General features: G+C 67.5%; 18 protein-coding genes. 11 read left to right on the forward strand and 7 right to left on the reverse strand.

Features of this window, described 5'->3' with window-relative positions; translation table 11 throughout:
• Positions 1-83: 83 nt before the first annotated feature.
• Positions 84-1,139 (reverse strand): hypothetical protein, encoded by a 1,056-nt coding sequence (locus OV287_RS42350; RefSeq protein ID WP_267539724.1) that lies wholly within the window; start codon positions 1,137-1,139, stop codon positions 84-86.
• Positions 1,140-1,320: 181 nt separating this feature from the next.
• Between OV287_RS42350 and OV287_RS42355 the strand changes: the two genes are divergently transcribed.
• The 9 genes from OV287_RS42355 (at position 1,321) to OV287_RS42395 (ending at position 10,974) form a co-directional block, all read left to right on the forward strand.
• Complete coding sequence (locus OV287_RS42355) at positions 1,321-2,028, forward strand: MotA/TolQ/ExbB proton channel family protein (protein ID WP_267542534.1); 708 nt, start codon at positions 1,321-1,323, stop codon at positions 2,026-2,028.
• A 12-nt stretch (positions 2,029-2,040) separates the two neighbouring features.
• Complete coding sequence (gene tolR, locus OV287_RS42360) at positions 2,041-2,505, forward strand: protein TolR (protein ID WP_267539725.1); 465 nt, start codon at positions 2,041-2,043, stop codon at positions 2,503-2,505.
• A gap of 3 nt (positions 2,506-2,508) precedes the next feature.
• The gene (locus OV287_RS42365) at positions 2,509-3,285 is read left to right on the forward strand and encodes an energy transducer TonB (RefSeq protein WP_267539726.1); all 777 of its coding nucleotides are present in this window, start codon (positions 2,509-2,511) and stop codon (positions 3,283-3,285) included.
• Positions 3,282-4,568 (forward strand): Tol-Pal system beta propeller repeat protein TolB, encoded by a 1,287-nt coding sequence (tolB, locus tag OV287_RS42370; RefSeq protein ID WP_267539727.1) that lies wholly within the window; start codon positions 3,282-3,284, stop codon positions 4,566-4,568. The genes OV287_RS42365 and tolB overlap by 4 nt, the downstream gene beginning before the upstream one ends.
• Before the next feature lie 299 nt (positions 4,569-4,867).
• A complete protein-coding gene (locus tag OV287_RS42375; protein ID WP_267539728.1) occupies positions 4,868-6,328 on the forward strand; it encodes a hypothetical protein in 1,461 nt (486 codons plus the stop codon).
• Positions 6,329-6,404: 76 nt separating this feature from the next.
• Positions 6,405-7,589 (forward strand): aminotransferase class V-fold PLP-dependent enzyme, encoded by a 1,185-nt coding sequence (locus OV287_RS42380; RefSeq protein WP_267542535.1) that lies wholly within the window; start codon positions 6,405-6,407, stop codon positions 7,587-7,589.
• A gap of 14 nt (positions 7,590-7,603) precedes the next feature.
• Positions 7,604-8,533 (forward strand): Ppx/GppA phosphatase family protein, encoded by a 930-nt coding sequence (locus OV287_RS42385; RefSeq protein ID WP_267539729.1) that lies wholly within the window; start codon positions 7,604-7,606, stop codon positions 8,531-8,533.
• On the forward strand, positions 8,530-9,783 hold the full coding sequence (locus OV287_RS42390; protein WP_267539730.1) for a spinster family MFS transporter: 1,254 nt from the start codon (positions 8,530-8,532) through the stop codon (positions 9,781-9,783). The genes OV287_RS42385 and OV287_RS42390 overlap by 4 nt, the downstream gene beginning before the upstream one ends.
• Positions 9,784-9,903: 120 nt before the next feature.
• Complete coding sequence (locus tag OV287_RS42395) at positions 9,904-10,974, forward strand: NADH:flavin oxidoreductase/NADH oxidase (RefSeq protein ID WP_267539731.1); 1,071 nt, start codon at positions 9,904-9,906, stop codon at positions 10,972-10,974.
• Positions 10,975-10,989: 15 nt separating this feature from the next.
• On the opposite strand, the gene OV287_RS42400 is transcribed toward OV287_RS42395, so the two are convergent.
• A complete protein-coding gene (locus tag OV287_RS42400) occupies positions 10,990-11,766 on the reverse strand; it encodes an arylamine N-acetyltransferase family protein (RefSeq protein WP_267539732.1) in 777 nt (258 codons plus the stop codon).
• A 151-nt stretch (positions 11,767-11,917) separates the two neighbouring features.
• On the opposite strand from OV287_RS42400, the gene OV287_RS42405 reads away from it, so the two are divergent.
• Positions 11,918-12,535 (forward strand): TetR/AcrR family transcriptional regulator, encoded by a 618-nt coding sequence (locus tag OV287_RS42405; protein ID WP_267539733.1) that lies wholly within the window; start codon positions 11,918-11,920, stop codon positions 12,533-12,535.
• 2 nt (positions 12,536-12,537) lie between these two features.
• Positions 12,538-13,023 carry a VOC family protein gene (locus OV287_RS42410; protein WP_267539734.1) on the forward strand — a complete coding sequence of 162 codons (486 nt, stop codon included), beginning with the start codon at positions 12,538-12,540 and terminating at the stop codon, positions 13,021-13,023.
• A 69-nt stretch (positions 13,024-13,092) separates the two neighbouring features.
• On the opposite strand, the gene OV287_RS42415 is transcribed toward OV287_RS42410, so the two are convergent.
• From OV287_RS42415 to OV287_RS42435, 5 genes are all read right to left on the reverse strand, one after another.
• Complete coding sequence (locus OV287_RS42415) at positions 13,093-13,866, reverse strand: hypothetical protein (protein WP_267539735.1); 774 nt, start codon at positions 13,864-13,866, stop codon at positions 13,093-13,095.
• Between the two features lie 60 nt (positions 13,867-13,926).
• Complete coding sequence (locus tag OV287_RS42420) at positions 13,927-16,179, reverse strand: hypothetical protein (protein WP_267539736.1); 2,253 nt, start codon at positions 16,177-16,179, stop codon at positions 13,927-13,929.
• A gap of 16 nt (positions 16,180-16,195) precedes the next feature.
• Positions 16,196-17,533 carry a lysophospholipid acyltransferase family protein gene (locus tag OV287_RS42425; protein WP_267539737.1) on the reverse strand — a complete coding sequence of 446 codons (1,338 nt, stop codon included), beginning with the start codon at positions 17,531-17,533 and terminating at the stop codon, positions 16,196-16,198.
• A 141-nt stretch (positions 17,534-17,674) separates the two neighbouring features.
• Positions 17,675-18,805 (reverse strand): DNA methyltransferase, encoded by a 1,131-nt coding sequence (locus OV287_RS42430; protein ID WP_267539738.1) that lies wholly within the window; start codon positions 18,803-18,805, stop codon positions 17,675-17,677.
• Positions 18,802-20,337 (reverse strand): DNA methyltransferase, encoded by a 1,536-nt coding sequence (locus OV287_RS42435; RefSeq protein WP_267539739.1) that lies wholly within the window; start codon positions 20,335-20,337, stop codon positions 18,802-18,804. The genes OV287_RS42430 and OV287_RS42435 overlap by 4 nt, the downstream gene beginning before the upstream one ends.
• Positions 20,338-20,340: the final 3 nt, after the last annotated feature.

Genomic DNA, 20,340 nt, shown 5'->3' on the forward strand with positions numbered 1-20,340 from the left:
AACGCCCATCCGCCCGCCCGCAAAGCAAGAAGGGACGAGGCGGATGCCCCGGCCCTCCGGTCAGCAGTCAGGCGGACTGTCGGCTAGTACTGACGGACGAGGTCCACGGTGTGGGAGTTATCCGCGGTCGTCTTCTGCCGGAAGGCCTCCACCGTCAGCACATCCGGGAGGACCTCGTTGCTGTAGGCGATGGTCGAGCCCTTCATCGCGCGGATGTGCACCTCGTACTGTCCCGGCTTCAGGTACTGGTAGAGAATGGGCGCGCCCGTGCAGGCCTGAGGGTCCCCGTCCGGGTAGAGGAACTCACCGGTGGTCCGGTCCTTCAGGTTGATGAGCATCCCCGTGACACCCGCCTCGGAGCAGGTCTTGCGCGTGTTGCCGTCCCACAGCTCCCAGCGCACCGACAGGCCACCCACCGCGAAGAACCGGAACGTCTCGGACCGGGGGCTACCCGCGCTCGTCACGAACGTGCCCTGAGAGGTGTACAGCGGCATGTCACTCCGGCCCCCCAGATCCCGGCCATAGGCGATGAGGTAGATGCCGTGCGACCCATCCTGCAGCCAGGGCGTCTCCACGCCACCGTTGGTCATGCCGTCCGCGCAGTTCAGGGTGACCCACTCGCCGCCGTCGATCTGCGCCTTGACGTAGTCCACGCCGGCCTGCCCGCAGGACGGGTTCTGGCTGGTGGTGGTGGGGGGGAAGGCCCAGCCCACCAGCGCGTAGGACATCCCGTCGGGCGTGAGGTCGACGTTCACCCGCACGTCCCCGTTCACGGTGAAGGTGCCGCTACCCTCGTACAGGGTCTCGTTGGAGTAGCTGATGGCCTGGATGTTGTAGCTGTAGGTGGCGGGCGCGAAGTCGTGCAGGACGATGCCGTCCACTCCGGCGGTGTTGCAGGCGTAGACGCCACCGTTGTGGAGCGTCTCTCCGGGGATGGTGATCTTGATGCTCTTCACGTCCGGCTCGTCCGCGCACCGGCCGTTGGCGAACGTCCACAGGAACGTGACATCACCGGGGTAGGTGGGGGCGGGCGTGTTGCAGCACGGACCCCCATCGTCGTCGTCGTCGTGGTCGACGATGATGCAGCCCGTGGTGGAGGTGAGGCAGAGGAGGAATGCGGCGAGGATTCTGGCGTTCATGGGGCGCCCTCGATTCTGGATCGACGGAGGTCGGGAACGGGCATGCGGCCCGTCACACAACCCCTCGGACGCCCCCTCCGGGAATTTATTCAAAGCCCGGCAACAGCAACCTGCCAGCCCACCCCTCCCCTGGGGTTTGTTTGACCACCCCCCACCCGGATGCTACGGCCTGACCCCCATGATGCTGCCCCATCTTCCCCTGGCGCTCGGCGCCATGAACTACCTGCAGATCCTCCGTGACGCCTCCTTCCTGGAGCTGGGCGTCCTGGGCCTGCTGATGGTCGTCTCGGTGGCTTCCTGGGCGCTCATCGCACTCAAACACACCCAGCTGTCGCGCGCCCGGAGCCAGTCCCTCACCTTCCTGGACTCCTTCTGGAAGGCCTCCCGGCTGGAGACCATCTACCAGGATGCCCAGAAGCTGGACGGCTCGCCGCTGTCCAAGGTGTTCTGCGCCGGCTACGAGGAGCTGAGCAAGCTGGCCCAGGCCAAGGAAGGCGCCGAAGGGGCCATGTCCGAGCGGCTGGGCGGCATCGAGAACGTGGAGCGAGCGCTCAACCGGGCGTCCACCACCCAGCTCACCGAGCTGGAGTCGCGGGTGTCCTTCCTGGGCACGGTGGGCGCGGCCTCGCCCTTCGTGGGGCTGTTCGGCACGGTCATCGGCATCCTCAACGCCTTCAACTCGATTGCCGAGCAGGGCAACGCGACGCTGGCCACGGTGGCGGCGCCGGTGGGCAACGCGCTCTTCGCCACGGCGGCCGGCCTGTTCGCGGCCATCCCCGCGGTGGTGGCCTACAACTCGTTCGTCAGCCGCATCAAGGTGTTCGACACGGAGATGGCCAACTTCTCCGCGGACTTCCTCAACATCATCAAGCGGCACTTCTTCCGCTAGGAGAGACGCGCCATGGGCATGGGCTCCAATCGCGGAAGTGGCCGCGTCACCATGAGCGAGATCAACGTCACGCCCATGGTGGACGTGATGTTGGTGCTGCTCATCATCTTCATGGTGACGGCGCCCCTCATCCAGCAGGGCGTCAAGGTGAACCTGCCGGAGGCCAAGGCGGCCCCGGTGGAAGCCGCCGAGAAGAAGCTGGTGCTGTCCATCGACGCCCAGCGGCGCATCTACATCGGCGAGGCCGAGGTCGCGGCGGACGAGCTGGAGAAGAAGCTGGCCAGCAACGCCAAGGCGCAGGCGGACAAGGAGCTCTACCTGCACGCGGACCGGGACGTGCCGTACGGCGTGGTGGTGGACGTGATGGCCGCCGCCCAGCGCGCTGGCATCTCCAACGTGGGGATGATCACGGACCCCACCGCCGGGGGTCGGGCGTCCAACAAGGGCAAGAAGGAAACGAAGGAAGCAAGGCGCTAGCCCATGCAACCGGCCGTGAATCACAGCCTGCTCACTGAGCGGAGCTCCCGCTTTGGGCTCTTCCTCGGGGTGTCCCTGGCGGGGCACGTGCTCATCCTGCTCGCCGTGGGGCTGTACAACGCCTTCTTCGAGGGCCCCCGGGTGCAGTTGGACCAGAAGCCCATCCGCGCCACCCTGGTACGCCTGGGCAAGCCCCGGGACGAGAAGCTGCTGCCCCGGAAGGAGCAGCCGCCTCCGCCTCCGCCCAAGAAGGTGGAGGCCCCGCCCACTCCCACGCCCCCTGCGCCCGAGCCGGCCAAGGTGGCCGTGCCCATCCCCGGGATGAAGCCGGAGCCCACTCCCGCCCCCGCGCCCCAGAAGGGCGAGACGAAGGGAGAGGACCGGCGCAACAAGCTCTTCGGGGCCTTCGACAAGCTGTCCAAGAACTCGAAGCCGGAGGAGGAGCTGGACGGCGCCGAGGATGGCGACCCCAACGGCGACTCCGCCACGGCCGAGGGCGAGCGCTACTTCGGCCTGCTCTCCTCGCAGGTGCGCCGCCACTACAACGTCGCGGACACCATCCCCGACAACGAGCGCCTGTACCTCAAAGCGCAGGTGGCCATGCGCCTCAACCGCACCGGTGAGGTCATCGAGGCGCGGCTGGCCAAGGCCAGTGGTAATGACCTCTTCGACTCGGCCGTACTGGCCGCGGTGAAGAAGGCGTCTCCCTTCTCTCCTCCCCCTGACCATCTGCGGGACACGCTGCAGAAGAGCGGCATCGTCCTGGAGTTCAGCCCGTGAACGCGAAAGCCCTTCTCCTCTCGCTCCTCCTGTTGCCGGTGGCGGCGCTCGCCCAGGCGCCCGTCATCCAGATCTCCGGCGCCAACTTCCGGCCCATGCCCCTGGCCGCCACTGCGCCGCTGGTGCAGGGCGAGGAGGCCAAGGCGTCCGCCCAGGAGGTGGACAACACGCTGATGTACGACCTGCGCGCCTCCGGCATCTTCCAGGTGCTGGACCGGGCCAGCTTCCTGGCGGACCCCAAGGAGGGCATGGCGGCGGGCAGCATCAACTTCTCGCGCTGGGCGGACGTGGGCGCCGAGTCACTGGTGAAGTACTCGCTGGCCCAGGAGGGCGGCGAGCTGAAGGCCGAGGCGCGCGTGTTCAACGTGGGCACCGGCCGCGAGGACTTCAAGACGGCCCAGAGCGCCCCCGCCGCGGACGCGGGCCAGGTGGCCCACAAGCTCGCCGACGCCATCTACCGCCACTTCACCCGCGAGCCGAGCCCCTTCCTCTCGCGCATCACCTACGTGCGCAAGACGGGCAACAACCGCGACGTGTGGGTGGCCGACTGGGACGGCCGCAACGCGAAGCAGGTGACCCGCGGAGGCATCAACCTGCTGCCCTCGCTCGGGCCGGATGGAACGGTGGGCTACACCTCGTACCAGCAGGGCGAGCCGGACATCTACATCCGCCGGCCCGACGGCAACACGACGCGGGTCAAGACGTCCGAGGGGCAGATGGCCACCGGCATCGCCTTCTCGCCGGATGGCAAGCGCATCGCGTACTCGCTCGCCACGGGCGAGAGCACCCAAATCTGGGTGGCCGAGGCGGATGGCGACAAGCCCAAGCAGCTCACCGACACGCGCTTCGGCATCAACACCAGCCCCTCGTGGTCGCCGGACGGCAAGCGCATCGCCTTCGTGTCCAACCGGGGCGGCTCGCCGCAGGTGTACGTGATGAATGCGGACGGCTCGGGCGTGCGCCGACTCACCTTCCAGGGCAACTACAACCAGACGCCGGACTGGTCCCCGCGGGGAGACCTCATCGCCTTCACCGCGCGCGACGAGCGCAACGCGTTCGATCTCTTCACCGTCAACGTGGACAGCGGCAAGGTGACACGCCTCACGCAGGACCAGGCGAACAACGAGGAGCCCTCCTTCTCGCCCAACGGCCGCCTCATCCTCTTCACCTCCACGCGCACCGGCTCGCCGCAGCTCTTCGTGATGACGGCCGACGGCAACAACCAGGTCCAGCTGCCGGCGCAGGACAAGGCCGCGCTGCTCACGCCCGACTGGGGCCGCTGAGCCCCCTTCCCCGCCCTCTGCGAATGGGCGGGGGTACCCCATACAGGGCGCACTTCCAGGAGAAGTGCGCTACCGGACCCCGGGCCGGGTAGACGAGCCGAATCCCCCCAGGCCGCCCGCGCCAAGCCTGCTGCACGTCCGTGCGATTTCCTTGCGCACGAATGCACAGACGCCCCTGGCAGCTTCAAGTACCGGACAGTGACTTGCACTCCTGGCATGGCTCCGTTCGCGAGCCAGGGCCTGCTCTGGCATTGTCATGGTTCACTCCGAGTGAGCAACGGCATCCACGGAGGGGGGATATGAAGCTCTTCACCATCGGGGACAGCATCTCGCAGGGATTCCGCTCCCTGGCCGCCGCGCGGACGGATCAATCCTACTCGACGTTGATCGCCCGGGTGCTCCGGGCAGACCCCTACCGCTACCCGTCGTGGCCGCACGGAGGGCTCCCCGTCGATCTCGAGCTGCTCATGCGCCGGCTGGAGTCGCGCTATGGAAGCGACATCGGCGGCTTCGAGTGGACGACCGTTCTCCAGACCATCAATGGCGTGCTGGACGAGGCAGAGGACTACTACGAACGAGGCGAGGGCAACGAGCACAGGCCCTATCCCAGCGACGACCGCTTCTGGCACAACACGGCCTTCTGGGGAGCAACCGTCGCCGATGCCTGGCAGGTGACGCCCGCCGTCTGCAAGCAATCCATCCTCGCCGCCAAGAACAACCAGGACGAGTTCCTGGGACCACCGAATGCCGCGTTCTATCGGACCGCGCTGAAGGTGCTGAATCCGCAGCTCGATCCGGCACTCGACGGCATCAGCCAGCTCGGCTGGCTGGAACAGCACGCCCAGGACAAGAATGAGGGTGTGGAGAACCTGCTCCTCTGGCTGGGAGCGAACAACGCACTGGAAACAGTGCTCCGGCTGCGTATCCAGCAGACTCCGAACAATCCCAGCAATCGCCCATACCGGCTCGGCTATTTCGAGCGGAAGGCCTTCGGATGGAACTTGTGGCATCCCAATGACTTCGCCGAGGAGTACGAACAGCTCCTGAGCGAAGTCGAGCGGATCATGGCCAGGAACACCCAGAAGAACTGGCGCGTCTTCGTGGGCACGGTGCCGGAGGTGACCATCGCTCCCGTGGCCAAGGGCGTCGGAGAGACGTTCAAGATCGACGGCTCCACTTATTACAAATACTACACATACTTCCCATTCGAGGAAGAGTTTGCCCTCACCACGAAATACCAGCTGACCACCCAGGAGGCGTTACACGTCGATCGGTGCATCCACCAGTACAACGACACCATCAAGAGCCTGGTCAAGGCCGCGAACGCGCGAGCGGGACAGCAGAGATTCTTCGTCGTCGACCTCTGCAAGGCACTTCATGATATCGCCTGGAAGAGGAACGACGGCCAGCCGCAATACCAGTATCCGAGCTACTTCGACTTCATCTATCCCAAGGTGGATTCCAAGTATTACCACGCGGACGAGACCGGCCGGCTTCGCCAGGGTGGGTTGGCCAGTCTCGACGGTGTCCATCCGACCGCGATCGGCCAGGGACTCATCGCCTGGGAGATCCTGAAGGTCATGCGCGCCGCCGGTGTACAGGTCCATGGCGTCCCCATCAATCCGGACGCTCTGGATTGGCGCGCGATCTTCGCCGGCGACTCGCTCTATTCCTCGCCCATCCGGATCATGAAGGAGCTCTACCAACACCCCCGGCTGGCGGAGATGCTGGTCAAGCTCTTCGACGCCTGGCTGGAGTAGAAGGGTGGACTGGTAAGGAGGGGCGCCGCGCTACGCGTTGACATGGCCCGGGGGCCCGGCATTGTCCCGTCCCGCCATGGACGCGTCCCCCTTCCGCTCCCACTGGTCGCTCGATCCCGAGGTGACCTTCCTCAACCACGGCTCCTTCGGCGCCTGCCCCACGCGCGTGCTCGAGGAGCAGTCCCGGCTGCGCGCCCGCCTGGAGGCCGAGCCCGTTCGCTTCCTCCACCGGGAGCTCGAGGCCCTCGCCGATGCGGCCCGCGCGGCGCTCGGGGACTTCCTGGACGTCAACCCGGACGACCTCGCCTTCGTCAACAACGCCACCACCGGCGTCAACACCGTGCTGCGCTCGCTGCGCTTCGCTCCCGGCGATGAGCTGCTCACCACGGACCATGAGTACAACGCCTCCCGCAACGCGCTCGACTTCGTGGCCAGCCAGTGGGGCGTGAAGGTGGTGGTGGCGAAGCTGCCCTGGCCCGTGCCCTCGCCCCAGGCCGTGGTGGACACGGTGCTCGCCCATGTCACCGACCGCACCCGGCTCCTGCTCATCGACCACATCTCCAGCCAGACGGCGCTGGTGATGCCGGTGGCCGGGCTCGTCCGCGCGCTGCGCCAGCGGGGCGTGGAGACGCTCATCGACGGCGCCCACGGGCCCGGGCAGGTGCCCCTGTCCCTGCATCAGCTCGGTGCCGGGTACTACACGGGCAACTGCCACAAGTGGCTGTGCGCCCCCAAGGGAGCCGCCTTCCTCTACGTGCGCAGAGACTTGCAGCCGGGCATCCGCCCCCTCGTCATCAGCCACGGGTACAACTCGCGGCGCACGGACCGCTCGCGCTTCCGCCTCGAGTTCGACTGGCTCGGGACCACCGACCCCACCCCCTTCCTCTGCATCCCCAAGGCGCTGGAGGTGATGGGCGGAATGCTGCCCGGCGGCTGGCCCGAGGTGATGGCCTCCAACCGGGCCAAGGCGCTGGCGGCGCGGTCCTTCCTGTGCCAGCGGCTCCGGGTGGCTCCCCGCTGCCCGGAGGACATGGTGGGCGCCATGGCCACCGTGCCCCTCCCGGACGGCTTCCCCGCGGAGCCCTCGGTGCTCGGGTTGGACCCGCTCCAGGACCGTTTGCTCTTCGAGCACCGCATCGAGGTGCCCATCACCCCCTGGCCCCGTCCCCCCCACCGCCACGTCCGCCTGTCTGCCCAGCTCTACAACACGCACGCGGAGTACCAACAGCTCGCCGAAGCTTTGGAGGCGCTGCTGCGCTGAGTAAGCTCCGCGCAATGCCTCGTTACGCCACCATCGACGTGGGGACCAACTCGGTCCTCCTGCTCGTCGCCGACCGCCTGCCGGATGGCCGCTTCCAGGCCGTGCAGGAGCGCGCCGAAATCACCCGCCTGGGCCGAGGCGTGGACAAGAGCCGCCGTCTCTCGCCCGAGGGCCTGGAGGCCACCCTCCAGGTGCTGTCCGACTTCGCCAGCGAGGCCCGGCGTCTGGGCGCGGAGGCCATCGCCGTGTCCGCCACCAGCGCGGCCCGCGACGCGGAGAACGGCGCCGACTTCCTCTCCGGAGCCCGCGAGCGCGCCGGGGTGACGGTGGACATCATCTCCGGCGAGCTGGAGGCGCAGCTCTCCTTCACCTCGGCCCATGCGGACTTCGGACGCGAGTCCTCCGCGCCCCTGGTGGTCATCGACATCGGCGGCGGCTCCACCGAGTTCATCTACGGGGACGCGCAGGGCCGCATGGCCTTCCGGCACAGCTTCGACGTGGGCTCGGTGCGCATGACCGAGCGCTACGTGAAGTCGGACCCGATGTCCGCGGAGGACCGGGCCCGCTTGGAGTCACACCTGCGCGAGACGTTCTCCAAGCTGCCGCCCTGCCCTCCGGGCGCGGTGCTGGTGGGCATCGCCGGCACGGTGACGACGCTCTTCACCGTGCAGCACGCCATCGACCCGTATGACGCCGCACGCGTCCACGGCGGCACCCTCACGCGCGCCGAGCTGGAGGCGCTGGCGAACAAGATGTGCCGACAGCCGCTCGCCGAGCGCCAGAAACTGCCCGGCCTGCAGCCCAAGCGCGCGGACGTGATTCCCGCCGGAGCCCTCATCCTGCTCGAGAGCCTGCGGGCGCTTGGGCTCGAGCGCTGCCGGGTGAGCGACCGCGGCCTGCGTTGGGGCCTGCTCGCGTACCGTTTCGGAGCCCCCCATCCATGAGCTCGACCACCGCCGTGGCCGCCCCCACCACAGCCTCTTCCGCGCGCAACAGCTACTACGCGCTGTTCATCCTCTCGCTCATCAACCTGGTCAACTACCTCGACCGGTACATCGTCACGGTCGCGCTGCCGGACATCAAAAAGGACTTCCAGCTCACCAACACCCAGGCGGGCTACCTGGGCAGCTTCTTCATGTTGGTATTCATGCTGGCCTCTCCGGTGAGCGGTTTCCTCGGAGACCGGCTGCCACGGCGCTACCTGGTGGCCGCGGGCGTGCTGCTGTGGAGCCTGGCGACAGGGGCCTCGGGGCTGGCGACCACCTTCGCCGCGCTGATGGTGGCCCGGGCCTGCGTGGGCATCGGCGAGGCGGGGTACGGCGCGGTGGCCCCGTCCATCATCTCCGACCTCTTCCCGCGCGAGCAGCGCACGCGGGTGCTGTCCTTCTTCTACATCGCCATCCCCGTGGGGGCGGCGGCGGGCTACGGGCTGGGTGGGTGGCTGAGCGAGGCCTACTCGTGGCACGTGGCCTTCTTCGTGGGCGGCGCACCGGGCCTGGTGCTGGGCGCCATGGCCTTCTTCATGCCCGAGCCCCAGCGCGGAGCCATGGACGGTCCCGAGGCGCAAACGAAGCTGCCCTTCCTCGTGGGCCTCAAGGGCCTGGCGAACAACAAGTCCTTCTGGTGGACCACGGGGGGCTACACGCTGATGACGTTCTCCATCGGAGGGCTCGGGTACTGGCTGCCCACCTTCCTCGTCGGTGAGCGCGGGATGACCCCGGGCCAGGCGGGCCTGCTCTCAGGCGGAGTCACCGCCACGGCGGGCCTGCTGGGCACACTCGCCGGAGGCTTGCTGGGCGACAAGATGGACCGGCGGATGGAGGGCGGTGGCCTGCGCATGTCGGGCGTGGGACTGCTGATCGCGGCCCCGCTCATGTTCCTCTCGATGAAGGTGAGCTCGCTCGCGCCCATGTTCGTCATCATCTTCCTGGCGCAGTTCTTCATCTTCCTCAACAGCGGCCCCATCAACGCGGCCATCGTCAACGGCGTGCCCCCGGCATTCCGCGCCTTCGCCATGGGGCTGAACGTGCTGTTCATCCACATGCTGGGTGATGCCATCTCGCCCACCGTCATTGGCAAGGTGGCTGACCTGAGCAGCCTGAGCTTCGCCATCGAGCTGAATGCCCTGCCGGTGATGCTGGGCGGTCTCGCGCTGCTGATGGCAGGCAAACTGTTCCGACACGTCTCGGCCTGAAGTCCACGTCGGCCCCGAACAGTCCGCCCGAGAAATCAGGACAGGGCGCTCGAGCAGACCCAGTATGTCCCCGCCCGGGCCGGGCTCCTCTCAGCCCGGCACCGGCATGCTGGAGGCCTTATGGGCGGTCTGCTGTTCACTCCCGTGAGCTTTCGCGGGGTCACCCTCAAGAATCGCATCGTCGTCTCGCCCATGTGCCAGTACTCGAGCGAGGACGGCTTCGCGAACGACTGGCACTTCGTCCACCTGGGCAGCCGGGCCGTCGGCGGCGCGGGGCTGATCATCCTCGAGGCCACCGCGGTCGAGGCCATCGGGCGCATCTCGCCGCAGGACCTCGGCATCTGGAAGGACGAGCACATCGCGCCGCTCGCGCGCATCACGCGCTTCATCCACGAGCAGGGTGCGGTGGCGGGCATCCAGCTCGCGCACGCGGGACGCAAGGCATCCACCGCGCGGCCCTGGGAGGGCGGTGGCCCCATTCCTCCCGGTGTGAAGAATGGGTGGAAGCCCGTGGGACCGAGCCCCGTGCCCTTCGATACGGAGCATACGGTGCCCGAGGCGCTCGATGAGGCGGGCCTCCAACACATCATCCGGGCCTTCGTCGATGCAACCGAGCGCGCCAGGGCCGCGGGGTTTCGCCATGTGGAGGTCCACGCCGCGCACGGCTACCTGCTCCACGAGTTCCTCTCGTCGCTGTCCAACCGGCGCACCGACCGGTACGGAGGTTCATTCGAGAACCGCGTCCGGCTCACCCGCGAGGTGGTGCAGGCGGTGCGCAAGCGCTGGCCCGAGGAGCTGCCTCTCTTCGTGCGCATCTCCGCCACGGACTGGGCCGAAGGCGGCTGGAACATCGACGAGTCGGTGGCACTCGCGAAGCTGCTGAAGCAGGACGGGGTGGACCTCATCGACTGCTCCTCGGGTGCCCTGGTGCCGGGGGTGAAGATTCCCTCGGGGCCCGGCTACCAGACGATGTTCGCCGAGCGCATCCGCAAGGAGGCCAGCATCGCCACCGGTGCCGTGGGCTTCATCCGCTCCGCGTTCCAGGCCGAGCACATCGTGCGCACGGAACAGGCGGACGTGGTCATCCTCGCTCGGGAGCTGCTGCGCGACCCGTACTGGCCCCTCCGCGCTGCGCGCGAGCTCCACGCCAAGGTGGCCTGGCCGCCGCAGTACGAGCGCGCCCAGGACTGAGGCGCACCCTGTTCCTCACGGAGCAACGGCCGGCACAAGCGCTCCGTGAGGAATCCCGAAGTGCTCGCGCAGGGCCCGCTCGAGCTCCTCCGCCGATTCGAGCGTCCGCTCCGTGCGCTGCCCCTGCTCGGTGACGATGAGCCGGTGGCCGCTCACCGTCACCCGCCCCGTGGGCGTCTTGCGCGTGCAGAGCGTGCTCTTGAGGAAGAACGAGTCGGGCGAAGTCTGGTGGTACCGGCACATCTCCGAGAACTCCTCCAACCGCCTCGGCACGCGCGAGAACACATAGAGGAGCTTCCTGGCATCGTCCGGCCCCTCCCGCGAGAGCCACCAGTCGTCCTCGAGCCGCTCCAGGAGGAACCGCACTCCTCCCGAGTCCCACCTTCCTGGCTCGAGGGGCAGCGGCTCCACGAAGCCCTCACCGAACCCCACGTCGACGAGCCAGGATCCGTTCAGGGTGACCTCCAGGAGGAGGTGGTCGAACTCGGGGCCCGAGGGGTGGATGCCATCCGGGGATACCCGCCCGGACAGGTACGTCACCTGAAAGCCCAGGGCGCGCAGGAGCGCGGCGAACAGGCCATTCAGCTCGTAGCAGAAACCACCTCGGTGGTTCCGAACGACCTTGTCGAAGAAGGCCGCCTCGTCGAGCACGATGGGGCGTCGGCTGTGGATGTCGAGGTTCTCGAAGGGAACGGACTCCAGGTGCCGCAGGTGCAGCCCACGCAAGGTCTCGAGCGTGGGCTCCCAGGGCCCCTCGTATCCCAGCCGCCGAAGGTACTGGCCGATGTCCATGGTTCCCCCGCCTCGCTAACCAAAAGCCCGCCTCGCGAAGGATAGGCCAAATGGCCTGCTGGGAAGATGCTGCACGGCCCCTCGGCCGGAGGCCCCGGGTTGACACCATACCGACCAGTTGGTACGCATATACCAACCAGTTGGTATGCCCATGGACACCACGGCTCTCCACCAGTCCAAGACGAAGCTCCTCGACGCGGCCCTTCAGGTCATTCGGACCAAGGGCTACACGGCGACACGCGTCGAGGACGTCTGCGCGGCGGCGGGCCTCACCAAGGGGAGCTTCTTCCACCACTTCAAGAGCAAGGAAGAGCTCGCGATCGCGGCGGCCGACCACTTCGCGGCAATGGCCGATCGCGCGTTCGCCTCCGCGCCCTATCAGCGCGAGACGGACCCGCGCGAGCGACTGCTCGGCTACGTGGACTTCCGCATCGCCATGCTTCAGGGCGCGTTGTGGGACTTCACGTGCCTGCTCGGGACGATGCTCCAGGAGGCGTACGACACGCATCCGACGATCCGCGCCGCCTGTGACAAACACATCAGCGCGCATGCCGCGACGCTGGCGCGGGACATCACCGAAGCCAGGACGCTCTACGCGCCGGACGCACCGTGGACCCCGGAGAGCCTCGGGTTGTTCATGACGGCAGTCGTCCAGGGCTCGTTCATTCTCGCCAAGGGGAAGCAGGGCCCGGACGTCGCGGCCGAGTCCCTGCGTCACCTGCGCCGCTACCTCGAAACGCAGTTCACACCCAGCCGCAAAGGAGCATGACCATGGCAGAGACCCAGAAGATCACGACGTTCCTTTGGTTCAACCAGGAGGCGGAGGAGGCTGCGAACTTCTACGTGTCGCTCTTCAAGGACTCGAAGATCCTGACCGTGTCCCGCTATGGCGAGGGGGGACCGGGCCCCAAGGGGTCGGCCATGGTGGTCGAGTTCCAGCTCGCGGGTCAGACCTACCAGGCGCTGAACGGCGGTCCGCACTTCAAGTTCACCGAGGCCATCTCCCTGATGGTGGACTGTGAATCGCAGGAAGAGGTCGACATGTTGTGGTCCAAGCTGACCGCGAACGGAGGTCAGGAGAGCCAGTGTGGCTGGCTCAAGGACAGGTATGGCCTCTCCTGGCAGATCGTCCCGAAGCGGTTCAAGCAGATGATGAAGGACGGGAACCCGAAGCAGGCGCAGCGCGTGATGCAGGCCATGATGACGATGAAGAAGTTCGACATCTCGCGCCTCGAGCAGGCGTACGCGCAGGCGTAGCGACGGCGCCATAGGACACAGGGCTGAGTCCCCTCATGCAACCGACGTGGTGGCGGATTCGAGTCGCCGTCACCCCGGGCGGCCAGGCTGTCCGATGAGGTAGGTGATGGCCATCCCCTGCACGCGATGGACTCCGCTACTCCAGCGGTACCCGTCGCCGCCGAGCCCCGTTGTCAGCTTCTCGAGGTCCTCGGGAGCATAGGTCCGCAGCGACGACACCACGCCATCCCAGAGGATGAGCAGGGGGAGGATCGGCACCAGATAAGTGAGGGCCAGGCGCCACCAGCGCAGCGGGCGGATGAGCGGAGTGAAGCCCCACACGAGGGGGCCGACGAGCAGGAGCTGGCCGAGGAGGTACGGCAGCGAGCGCTGGGTGAGCTCGAAAGCGGCGAAGGGGACCCCGCGCGCGGCGGCGTCCTCGAAAAGAGCGCGGGCCTGCTCAGGAGGAAAGTGGTGCAGCCCCTCGAACAGGGTCCGCACTCCCGTCAGCTCCTCGGGGATGCGAGTGACGTCGACCGGGGTGTCTCGGTAGTGCGCGCCGGGAGGCAGATCCTGCGCGGGAGTGGGATGGAGGTCGGTGAGCACCACCTCGGCTCGGCCGTGCACCGCCTGCAGCGCCGGGAGCAGGGTGCGCCACGGGCCTCCCGCGCCGGAGCAGAGGTCAACGACCCGGTCCGTGCCCGCCGTGCGGAGCAGCTCCGCCAGTTGCGGCGCCACGCTGTCGTAGGGCCGCATGCGGTCGAGCACGACGCGCAGGTAGTCGACCTCGCCACGGCGCAACGGCTCGGGCAGCCACGACTGGTCGAGGAACTCGAAGAGTTGGAGGCGAGGAAGCAGGGGCATGGAAAGAGGATAGAGCCCGCTCGCGACTCGATTCTATGGAGGATGCTGCTTATGCGTCCCTCACTGCCCGCGCTTGCGGACGGAGATCTCCACGATGAAGTCCGGGCTCCGCTCCGCGCCTGCCTCGGTCCGCGCCAGCACGGCGGGCCTGTCGTCGCCGGTCCACAGGCCCAGCAAATCGTAGGTCATCCACTGCGCCAGCGAGCGCGCCACCCGCTGCGCTCCCTCGCGCGACACCGTCGAGAGCGATTCCTGGGCATCCATCAGCCCTCGCACCAGCCGCGCGGGCACCATCCAGCACTCGGCTCGCAGCGAGGGCGGAACCAGGAACAGGCAGAACGAGGCCTCCGTCTGCCCCAGCAGCCCATCCACCTGCTCACGCGCGAGCCGGATGTTCGGCGCCCACTCCCCCCGGTGCTCCAGCTTCCTCGCCAGCACCAGCACCGCGCGCTTCGTCGTCAGGAAGGAGTCCACCTCCACCTTCAGCACGAACGCCAGCTCCACTCCCGCGGGTCTCGGGTTCTCCGGCGCCGGCTCGCCCTCCACGGGCTCCCGCGTCCTCCGGTACTGGAGGTCTAGCTCCAGTGGCACCGGCTGCCCCTGGGAGAGCAGGATCGACAGGTCCGAGCGGATGCTCTCGAACTCGTTCTTCAGGTCCTCCAGCAGGCGCGTCACCAGCCGCGCCTCATCCTCCCGGAAGTGCTCCGGATAGCGAGCGGAGAAGTCCCGCTCCACGCGGCTGAACGCGCCCAGCAGCAGTTCCTCCAGGTCCCGGTCCTTCAGCCACGTCCGCCCCCCGCCGAGCGTCATCGCCCCCGAGGCCCTCAGGTGGCGCAGCGCCCCCGTCAACGTCCCGGGCGTCGCCGGCTCGGGTGCGGACTCGGGCCCGTGGGTCAGCCACGCGTTGATGGCCCTGACGCGGAAGCGCACACGCGTGGAGGGGTGCTCGCCCAGCCGGCGCAGCTGCCGCCGGTCCGTGCCCGTCTTCACCAGCGACAGCGTCACCAGCTCGGCCTCGGAGGCCGCCGCGTCCGGCGCGCACCACAGGAAGAACTCGATGGCCGCCTTGCGCAGCACCGGCTTCTTCACGAACCGCCGGGTGACTTCCTGCCTCCAAGCGGCCAGGTCATCCGCTCCGGGCCGGCGCTCCGACTCCACGCGCGGCCACAGGTCCGCGCACTCCTCGGACAGCCAGTACAGGGCCTCCGCCACCGGCAGCTCGCGCACCCGCTCCCGCGCTCGGTTCCGCCGCTCGAAGGCGTCCTCCGAGCCCTGGCGCAGCGCCACCCGGAAGATGCGCTCCTCCAACCACAACAGCACCAGCGCCAGGCCGGGCTCGCTCTTCGGGTTCAGGTGCGCCCAGCACTTGTCCGCCACCAGCCGGTGCCGCTCGAGGTCCTTGTCCTCGTGGATGCTGGCCACCAGCGCTTGCAGGGCGCCTCGCAGGCCCTCCACCGGGGCGTCGAAGTACGCCAGCAGCTCACTGAGGTTCTCGATGACCGCCAACGCTCCTCCCTCTTCGAGGTTCCTGGCCAGCAGCAGGCTCGCCCGGGTGCACCAGCGCGCCTCGCCCTTCCCGCTTGCGTAGCACCCCAGGAAGCCGCGCAGCTCGCTCCGGCCCTCGGGCGACGCCACCATCTGGAAGAGCTTCTCCTCCAGCACGTCGCGGCACTCGCGCCAGGGAATCCGCGCCGCCCGCTCCCGGATGAAGGCCAGCAGCTTGTCGCGGCCCTCGCGCAGGTGCGGCAACAGCGCCCGGAGCTGATCCAACCGCCCGATGACCCGCCGCTCCGAGCCCAACAGCACCTTCAGGTCCAGCTCCACCGTCTCGTGGAAGCGCAGCACCCTGCCGTCGAACGTGCAGCGCACGCCGCTCACCAGCTCTCGCAGCGCCTCGGGGTGACGCTTGAGGTAGCGCGTCAGCACCTTGGAGACCTCGGCCTCCACCTGCTGCACGAGCGGCTCCACGGGCTCGCCCTGCCCCTCCGCCTTCAGCGCTTGGAGGAGCTGCTTCCGCCGAGAGAGAAGCCGCTGGAGCAGCTCTTTCGGAGGCTCCGTGTAGGGCCACAGCAGCTCGCCGCAGTGGACCAGCAGGAACAACAGCTCGCCGGGAGAGCGGTCGCCGGAGTCCAGCCGGGACCAGGCGGCCGTCTGCGCCATCTCGCGCTCGTCCAGGGTGGCACCGCGCACCCACTCGGCGAGCCGCTCCGACCACTGAGGACGCGACGACAGCACGGCGTCGGGGCTGGCCCCCGTCACCTGCTCATAGAGTGCCTGAATGGACTCAGGCCACCTGTCGTCGCCGGGAAGCATGGTCGAGTGCGAGTGATTACTGCTCTGCTACCACAGCCAATGACGCTCCGCCCTGCCCCAGACGCGGCTTGTACTCCCCGGCCAGCTTCTCCACCTCCGCCGCCAGGCGCTCGCCCTCGGTGAGCAGCCGCGCCTTGAGCCGCACCCGGTTACCCAGGGTGAAGAACACAGACACGTCATGGAGCAACACCTGCCAGCGCTCGGAGAAGTACAGCGTGAAGAGCGCCAGCGGTGGCACTCCCAGCAGCACCGGCAGTCCCAGCGGCGCCCCGCGCCACAGCCACGCCCCCACCGTCAGCACTCCCCACCACGCCAGCGATATCACCAGCGCCGCAAGGAACTTCACCGTGGCCTGGATATCCAGCTCGGACTTGCGGCTCACCCACCTGGGGAAGAGGTACGGCACGTAGAACAGCCCCAGCCCCAGGGCGAACAGCGGCATGCCGAACACCAGCAGCAGCAGGTTCTTCACCACGAAGCGCGCCACCGGGCCCGTCCGGTACTCCAGCGCCAGGTCCCCGGGGTCCGCCCGCACCAGCTCTAGCCGGCGGTGGTAGGACATCATCTCCGCGCGCACCTGCTCGAAGCGCTCGGGCTCCGCGGCACGGAAGAGCTGGAGTCCCCGCGCCCAGTTGCGCAGCCGCTCGGGGTCCTTCGCTTCTTTGTTCCGGAAGGCGAACAGCTGCTCGGCGAGCTGGATGAGCGGCAGGTCCTCCCACTTGTCCAGGTTGAGCGTGACGGCCCGGAGCCCCTCGGCGATGCGCTCGGTGAGCCCGCGCACCGAGTCCCCCTCCCCTGCCGCGTCTGCCGGCAGGAAGTCCTTCACCTCGATGGGGGTGCCCATCTCGATGAGCACCTCGCTGTAGAACAGGTTCTTGTCCGCGTACGTGAGGCCCACCGGGACGATGCGCACCGGCGCCCCCTGCTTCGCCGCCCCGAGCGCGATGCGCGCCGCCCCTGTCTTCAGCTCCGCGAGCGAGGGCTCCGAGTGGCTCTTGCCCTCGGGGAACAGGGTGATGGCTCGGCCCTCCACCAGAGCCCCGCGCGCCGCCTCCAGCGTCCCCTCGTTCTTCCCCATCTGCGAGGGGTCATCCTGCTTGCGGTACACCGGCAGCGCCCCCAGTCCCCTCAGCAACCAGCCGATGACAGGAATCCGGAAGAGCGGCTCCTTGGCCAGGAACGTCACGTGCCGGCGCGTGAGGATGAAGATCAGAGCGGGATCGATAAGACCATTGGGGTGGTTGCCCACGAACATGACCGGACCCTCGGGCTCGGCCGGGGGGGCATTCACCTTCACCCGGTAGAAGAGCCGAAGCGCCAGGGCCACCACCGCACGCACGAAGCTGTAGAACACGCGCACAGTGTACACCGGGTGGAGCCAAGGGCAGCCCCCTACCCTACGAGGAGGCAAGCCTCTGGAGCCAACCTGCCGGCCAGGGAGCCAACCTCCGTCGTAGCAGCCCGGCCCCGGCAGCGGCCACCGACGCGAGCCTCTTCACGGCTCAGCGCGCTTCTCCGAAACCTTGCGGAAGAAGAGAAGGTGCTCCGCGCCCATCTTGTTGGCCCGGCGATTCACCCCCTGGCGATCCGTGCGCACAACCAGGTCGAGACCCGCGTCACGGGCAAGCCGGAGCGTCATCTCGGCCAGGTCAACCACTTCGCCTCGCACCACCGGGTTGCCGACCATGAGGAAGGCATGCCGGCCCGGCTTGAGGACACGCGCGGCCTCCTTCAGCATCTGGCCGTAGCCGTCTTCGAAGCGCTGAACAACGTATGCAGACTGACGTCGCCCCCCCGTGAGCTCCCGATCGAGCTGCCTCGAATCGGACCCAAGCCATTGGAGGCTCAGCGCTCCGTACTCCGCATACGGAATCGAGCCGATATACGGTGGATGGGAGACCACGGCATCCACGGTGGCCTCGCCCATGGGCAACGCGGTCGCGCTTCCGTGCACCACCTCGACGTCCGACCACGATGCGCTCACCGTCGAGAGCGACGCGACCATGTCCGCGATGCGCTCGAGTGCCTTCAGGAAGGGCTGGATGGGTGAGTCCTTCTCGGGCGCGTTCTTGTCGAACATCACGTTGGGATAGCCCGAGTGCGCGTTGCTATTTCGGCGAAGGATGTCGCTGAAGGCGACACGGGCGACAGCTCGGAGCGCTTCGTCATCAACCTCGCGGATCGCCAGATCAATCTCGAGCAACTCTCGTAGCACGTGAGGCTGAAACCACTTGCGGTACCAGTCGTGGGTGAATCGAGGGTCCTTCTCGACCTTGGAAGCGCTGGCTGCAGTAAGCGCCTTGTGAAGCGTGCGAACCAACCCCTCCAGCTTCGCCTTGGGAATCCGGGTGGTTTTTGTCCGGGCGATAAGGACGGCAAGCGGATTGAGGTCGACCCCAGTTGCACGACGGCCCAGCAGCGCGGATTCGAGCAGGGTCGTACCTGAGCCGCAGTACGGGTCGACCACCCGCTCGCCAGGCTGGGTCAGGAGAGAAATCGCGCGCGCCGCGATCTGCGGAATGAACTTCCCGGAGTAGCGATGGATGTTGTGCGTGAGGTGCCGGGTATCAGCGTCCGCATACTCCCAGGACTCTCCGAGCACCTCCGCGGCCAGGGCACTCTTCACGTCGTCCTCTTGAAGAGGAGGATGCTCTCTTCCTGGATGATCCGCTCCTGCCACGGAACCTGCGAGTTGCTGTTGTTGGTCTTGAGCTTGTGGCGAATGGCGTCGACGGGCTCGAGGCCGCACGTGGCGAACAACTCGGTCACGATGGTGTCCATCGGGAGGATCTCATCACCGAGGCGCTTGTTGCCGATCACGAAGGCGACCTGCCCGCCGCGCTTCAGCCAGCGCGCCATTCTCTCGCCAACGGAGAGCATGTCGTCGCAGAACTGCATCATCGCGGCCCGACGCTGTTCGTACTTCGCGTCATCACCTTGCGGGTTCTTCTCGAAGAAGGCCCGGAACGCCTTTGAGCGCTCCCGAGCGCGGCGACCGGCATCGCTCTCGATGTCCGTCAGGTACTCGGAGCCAATGGTCTTGTTGCGGGCGTCATACGGATCATGGCCCAGGTGCGCGACGAGAGACCGGTACGAGAGCAGGTGTGTCCGGAGGTAGCTGATGGCCTCGATGCCATAGGGAGGCGACGTGATGATGTGATGGATGCTCCCCTCGCCCAGCTCAACGTCCAGGACGGAGCCCTCGTGAACGGTGATGTCCGAGCCGGAGCTGATGAGCCCCTCGTGTGTCGCCAGGCTCGCCGAGATATCACCCGCCATCTTCATAAGCTGGCGGGCCACGAGCTTGCCGACGTTCACATTGCGGCGAGGGGTCTTGCTGTACTCGGCTCGGACCACGTCCACATCGACGTTGCCGATGCTGCGCATCTTCGCGGAGATCGCGAGGAGAACAGCCTCGCGAGCGAATCCCTGCTGCTGCATCCCGAATTCAACGGCGATCGAAGTCCCCAGCAGCGCCTCGCGGGTGAACCAGCGCTCGACGTTCGCGAAGGGAGGAATCTGGTTGCCCTTCCGCTCGAGCACCTCCGCGTGCGAGATCTTGGCGATGTTGCGATTGCCCACGAATGCCTTCCACGCCGCGTCGTAGTGAGCGACGAAGCACTGCGCGAGGGTCAAGAGCAACTTCGAGTCGCTGGGGAATGCGGCCTTCGCCCGGGTCATCATCGCTGACAGCGGACAGATCTCGATGCCAACGAACGGAATGCCGAGCAGACGGCACTCGACCGCAGTCGTTCCGCTGCCCGCGAATGGATCGCAGACAACGGACCGCGAGTCCGCGCCGAAGTGATTCAGGAGCGCGCGAACGACATGCGGAGGAAAGCGCCCGACGTACCGATGCCAGCCATGGCTGCCGTAGTTCGAATTCCACGACACGGAGATGGGACGGGGCTTCTCGAGTCGATGCTGGCTCGGCTGACCGACAGCCTCGACCTCTTCGACCATCGAGAGCCGGTGGCCAAGGCTCGCGAGCGGAAGCGGCGACTCGCTCTGTAGCTCGAGGAGCCTTCGATGAAAGGCAGCCTGATCCGGGGGACCGTTGCGGACGAAGGGAGCAGGAAGCACTTTCATCCGCTTGTCTGGCGCCCCGAGGACGAGCACCCCGGCCCCGCGAAACTCGGCTGTGTCGTTCGGCGGCATCCT

Origin of the sequence: Archangium lansingense (assembly GCF_026626635.1) — a bacterium.
Classification (GTDB): domain Bacteria; phylum Myxococcota; class Myxococcia; order Myxococcales; family Myxococcaceae; genus Archangium; species Archangium lansingense.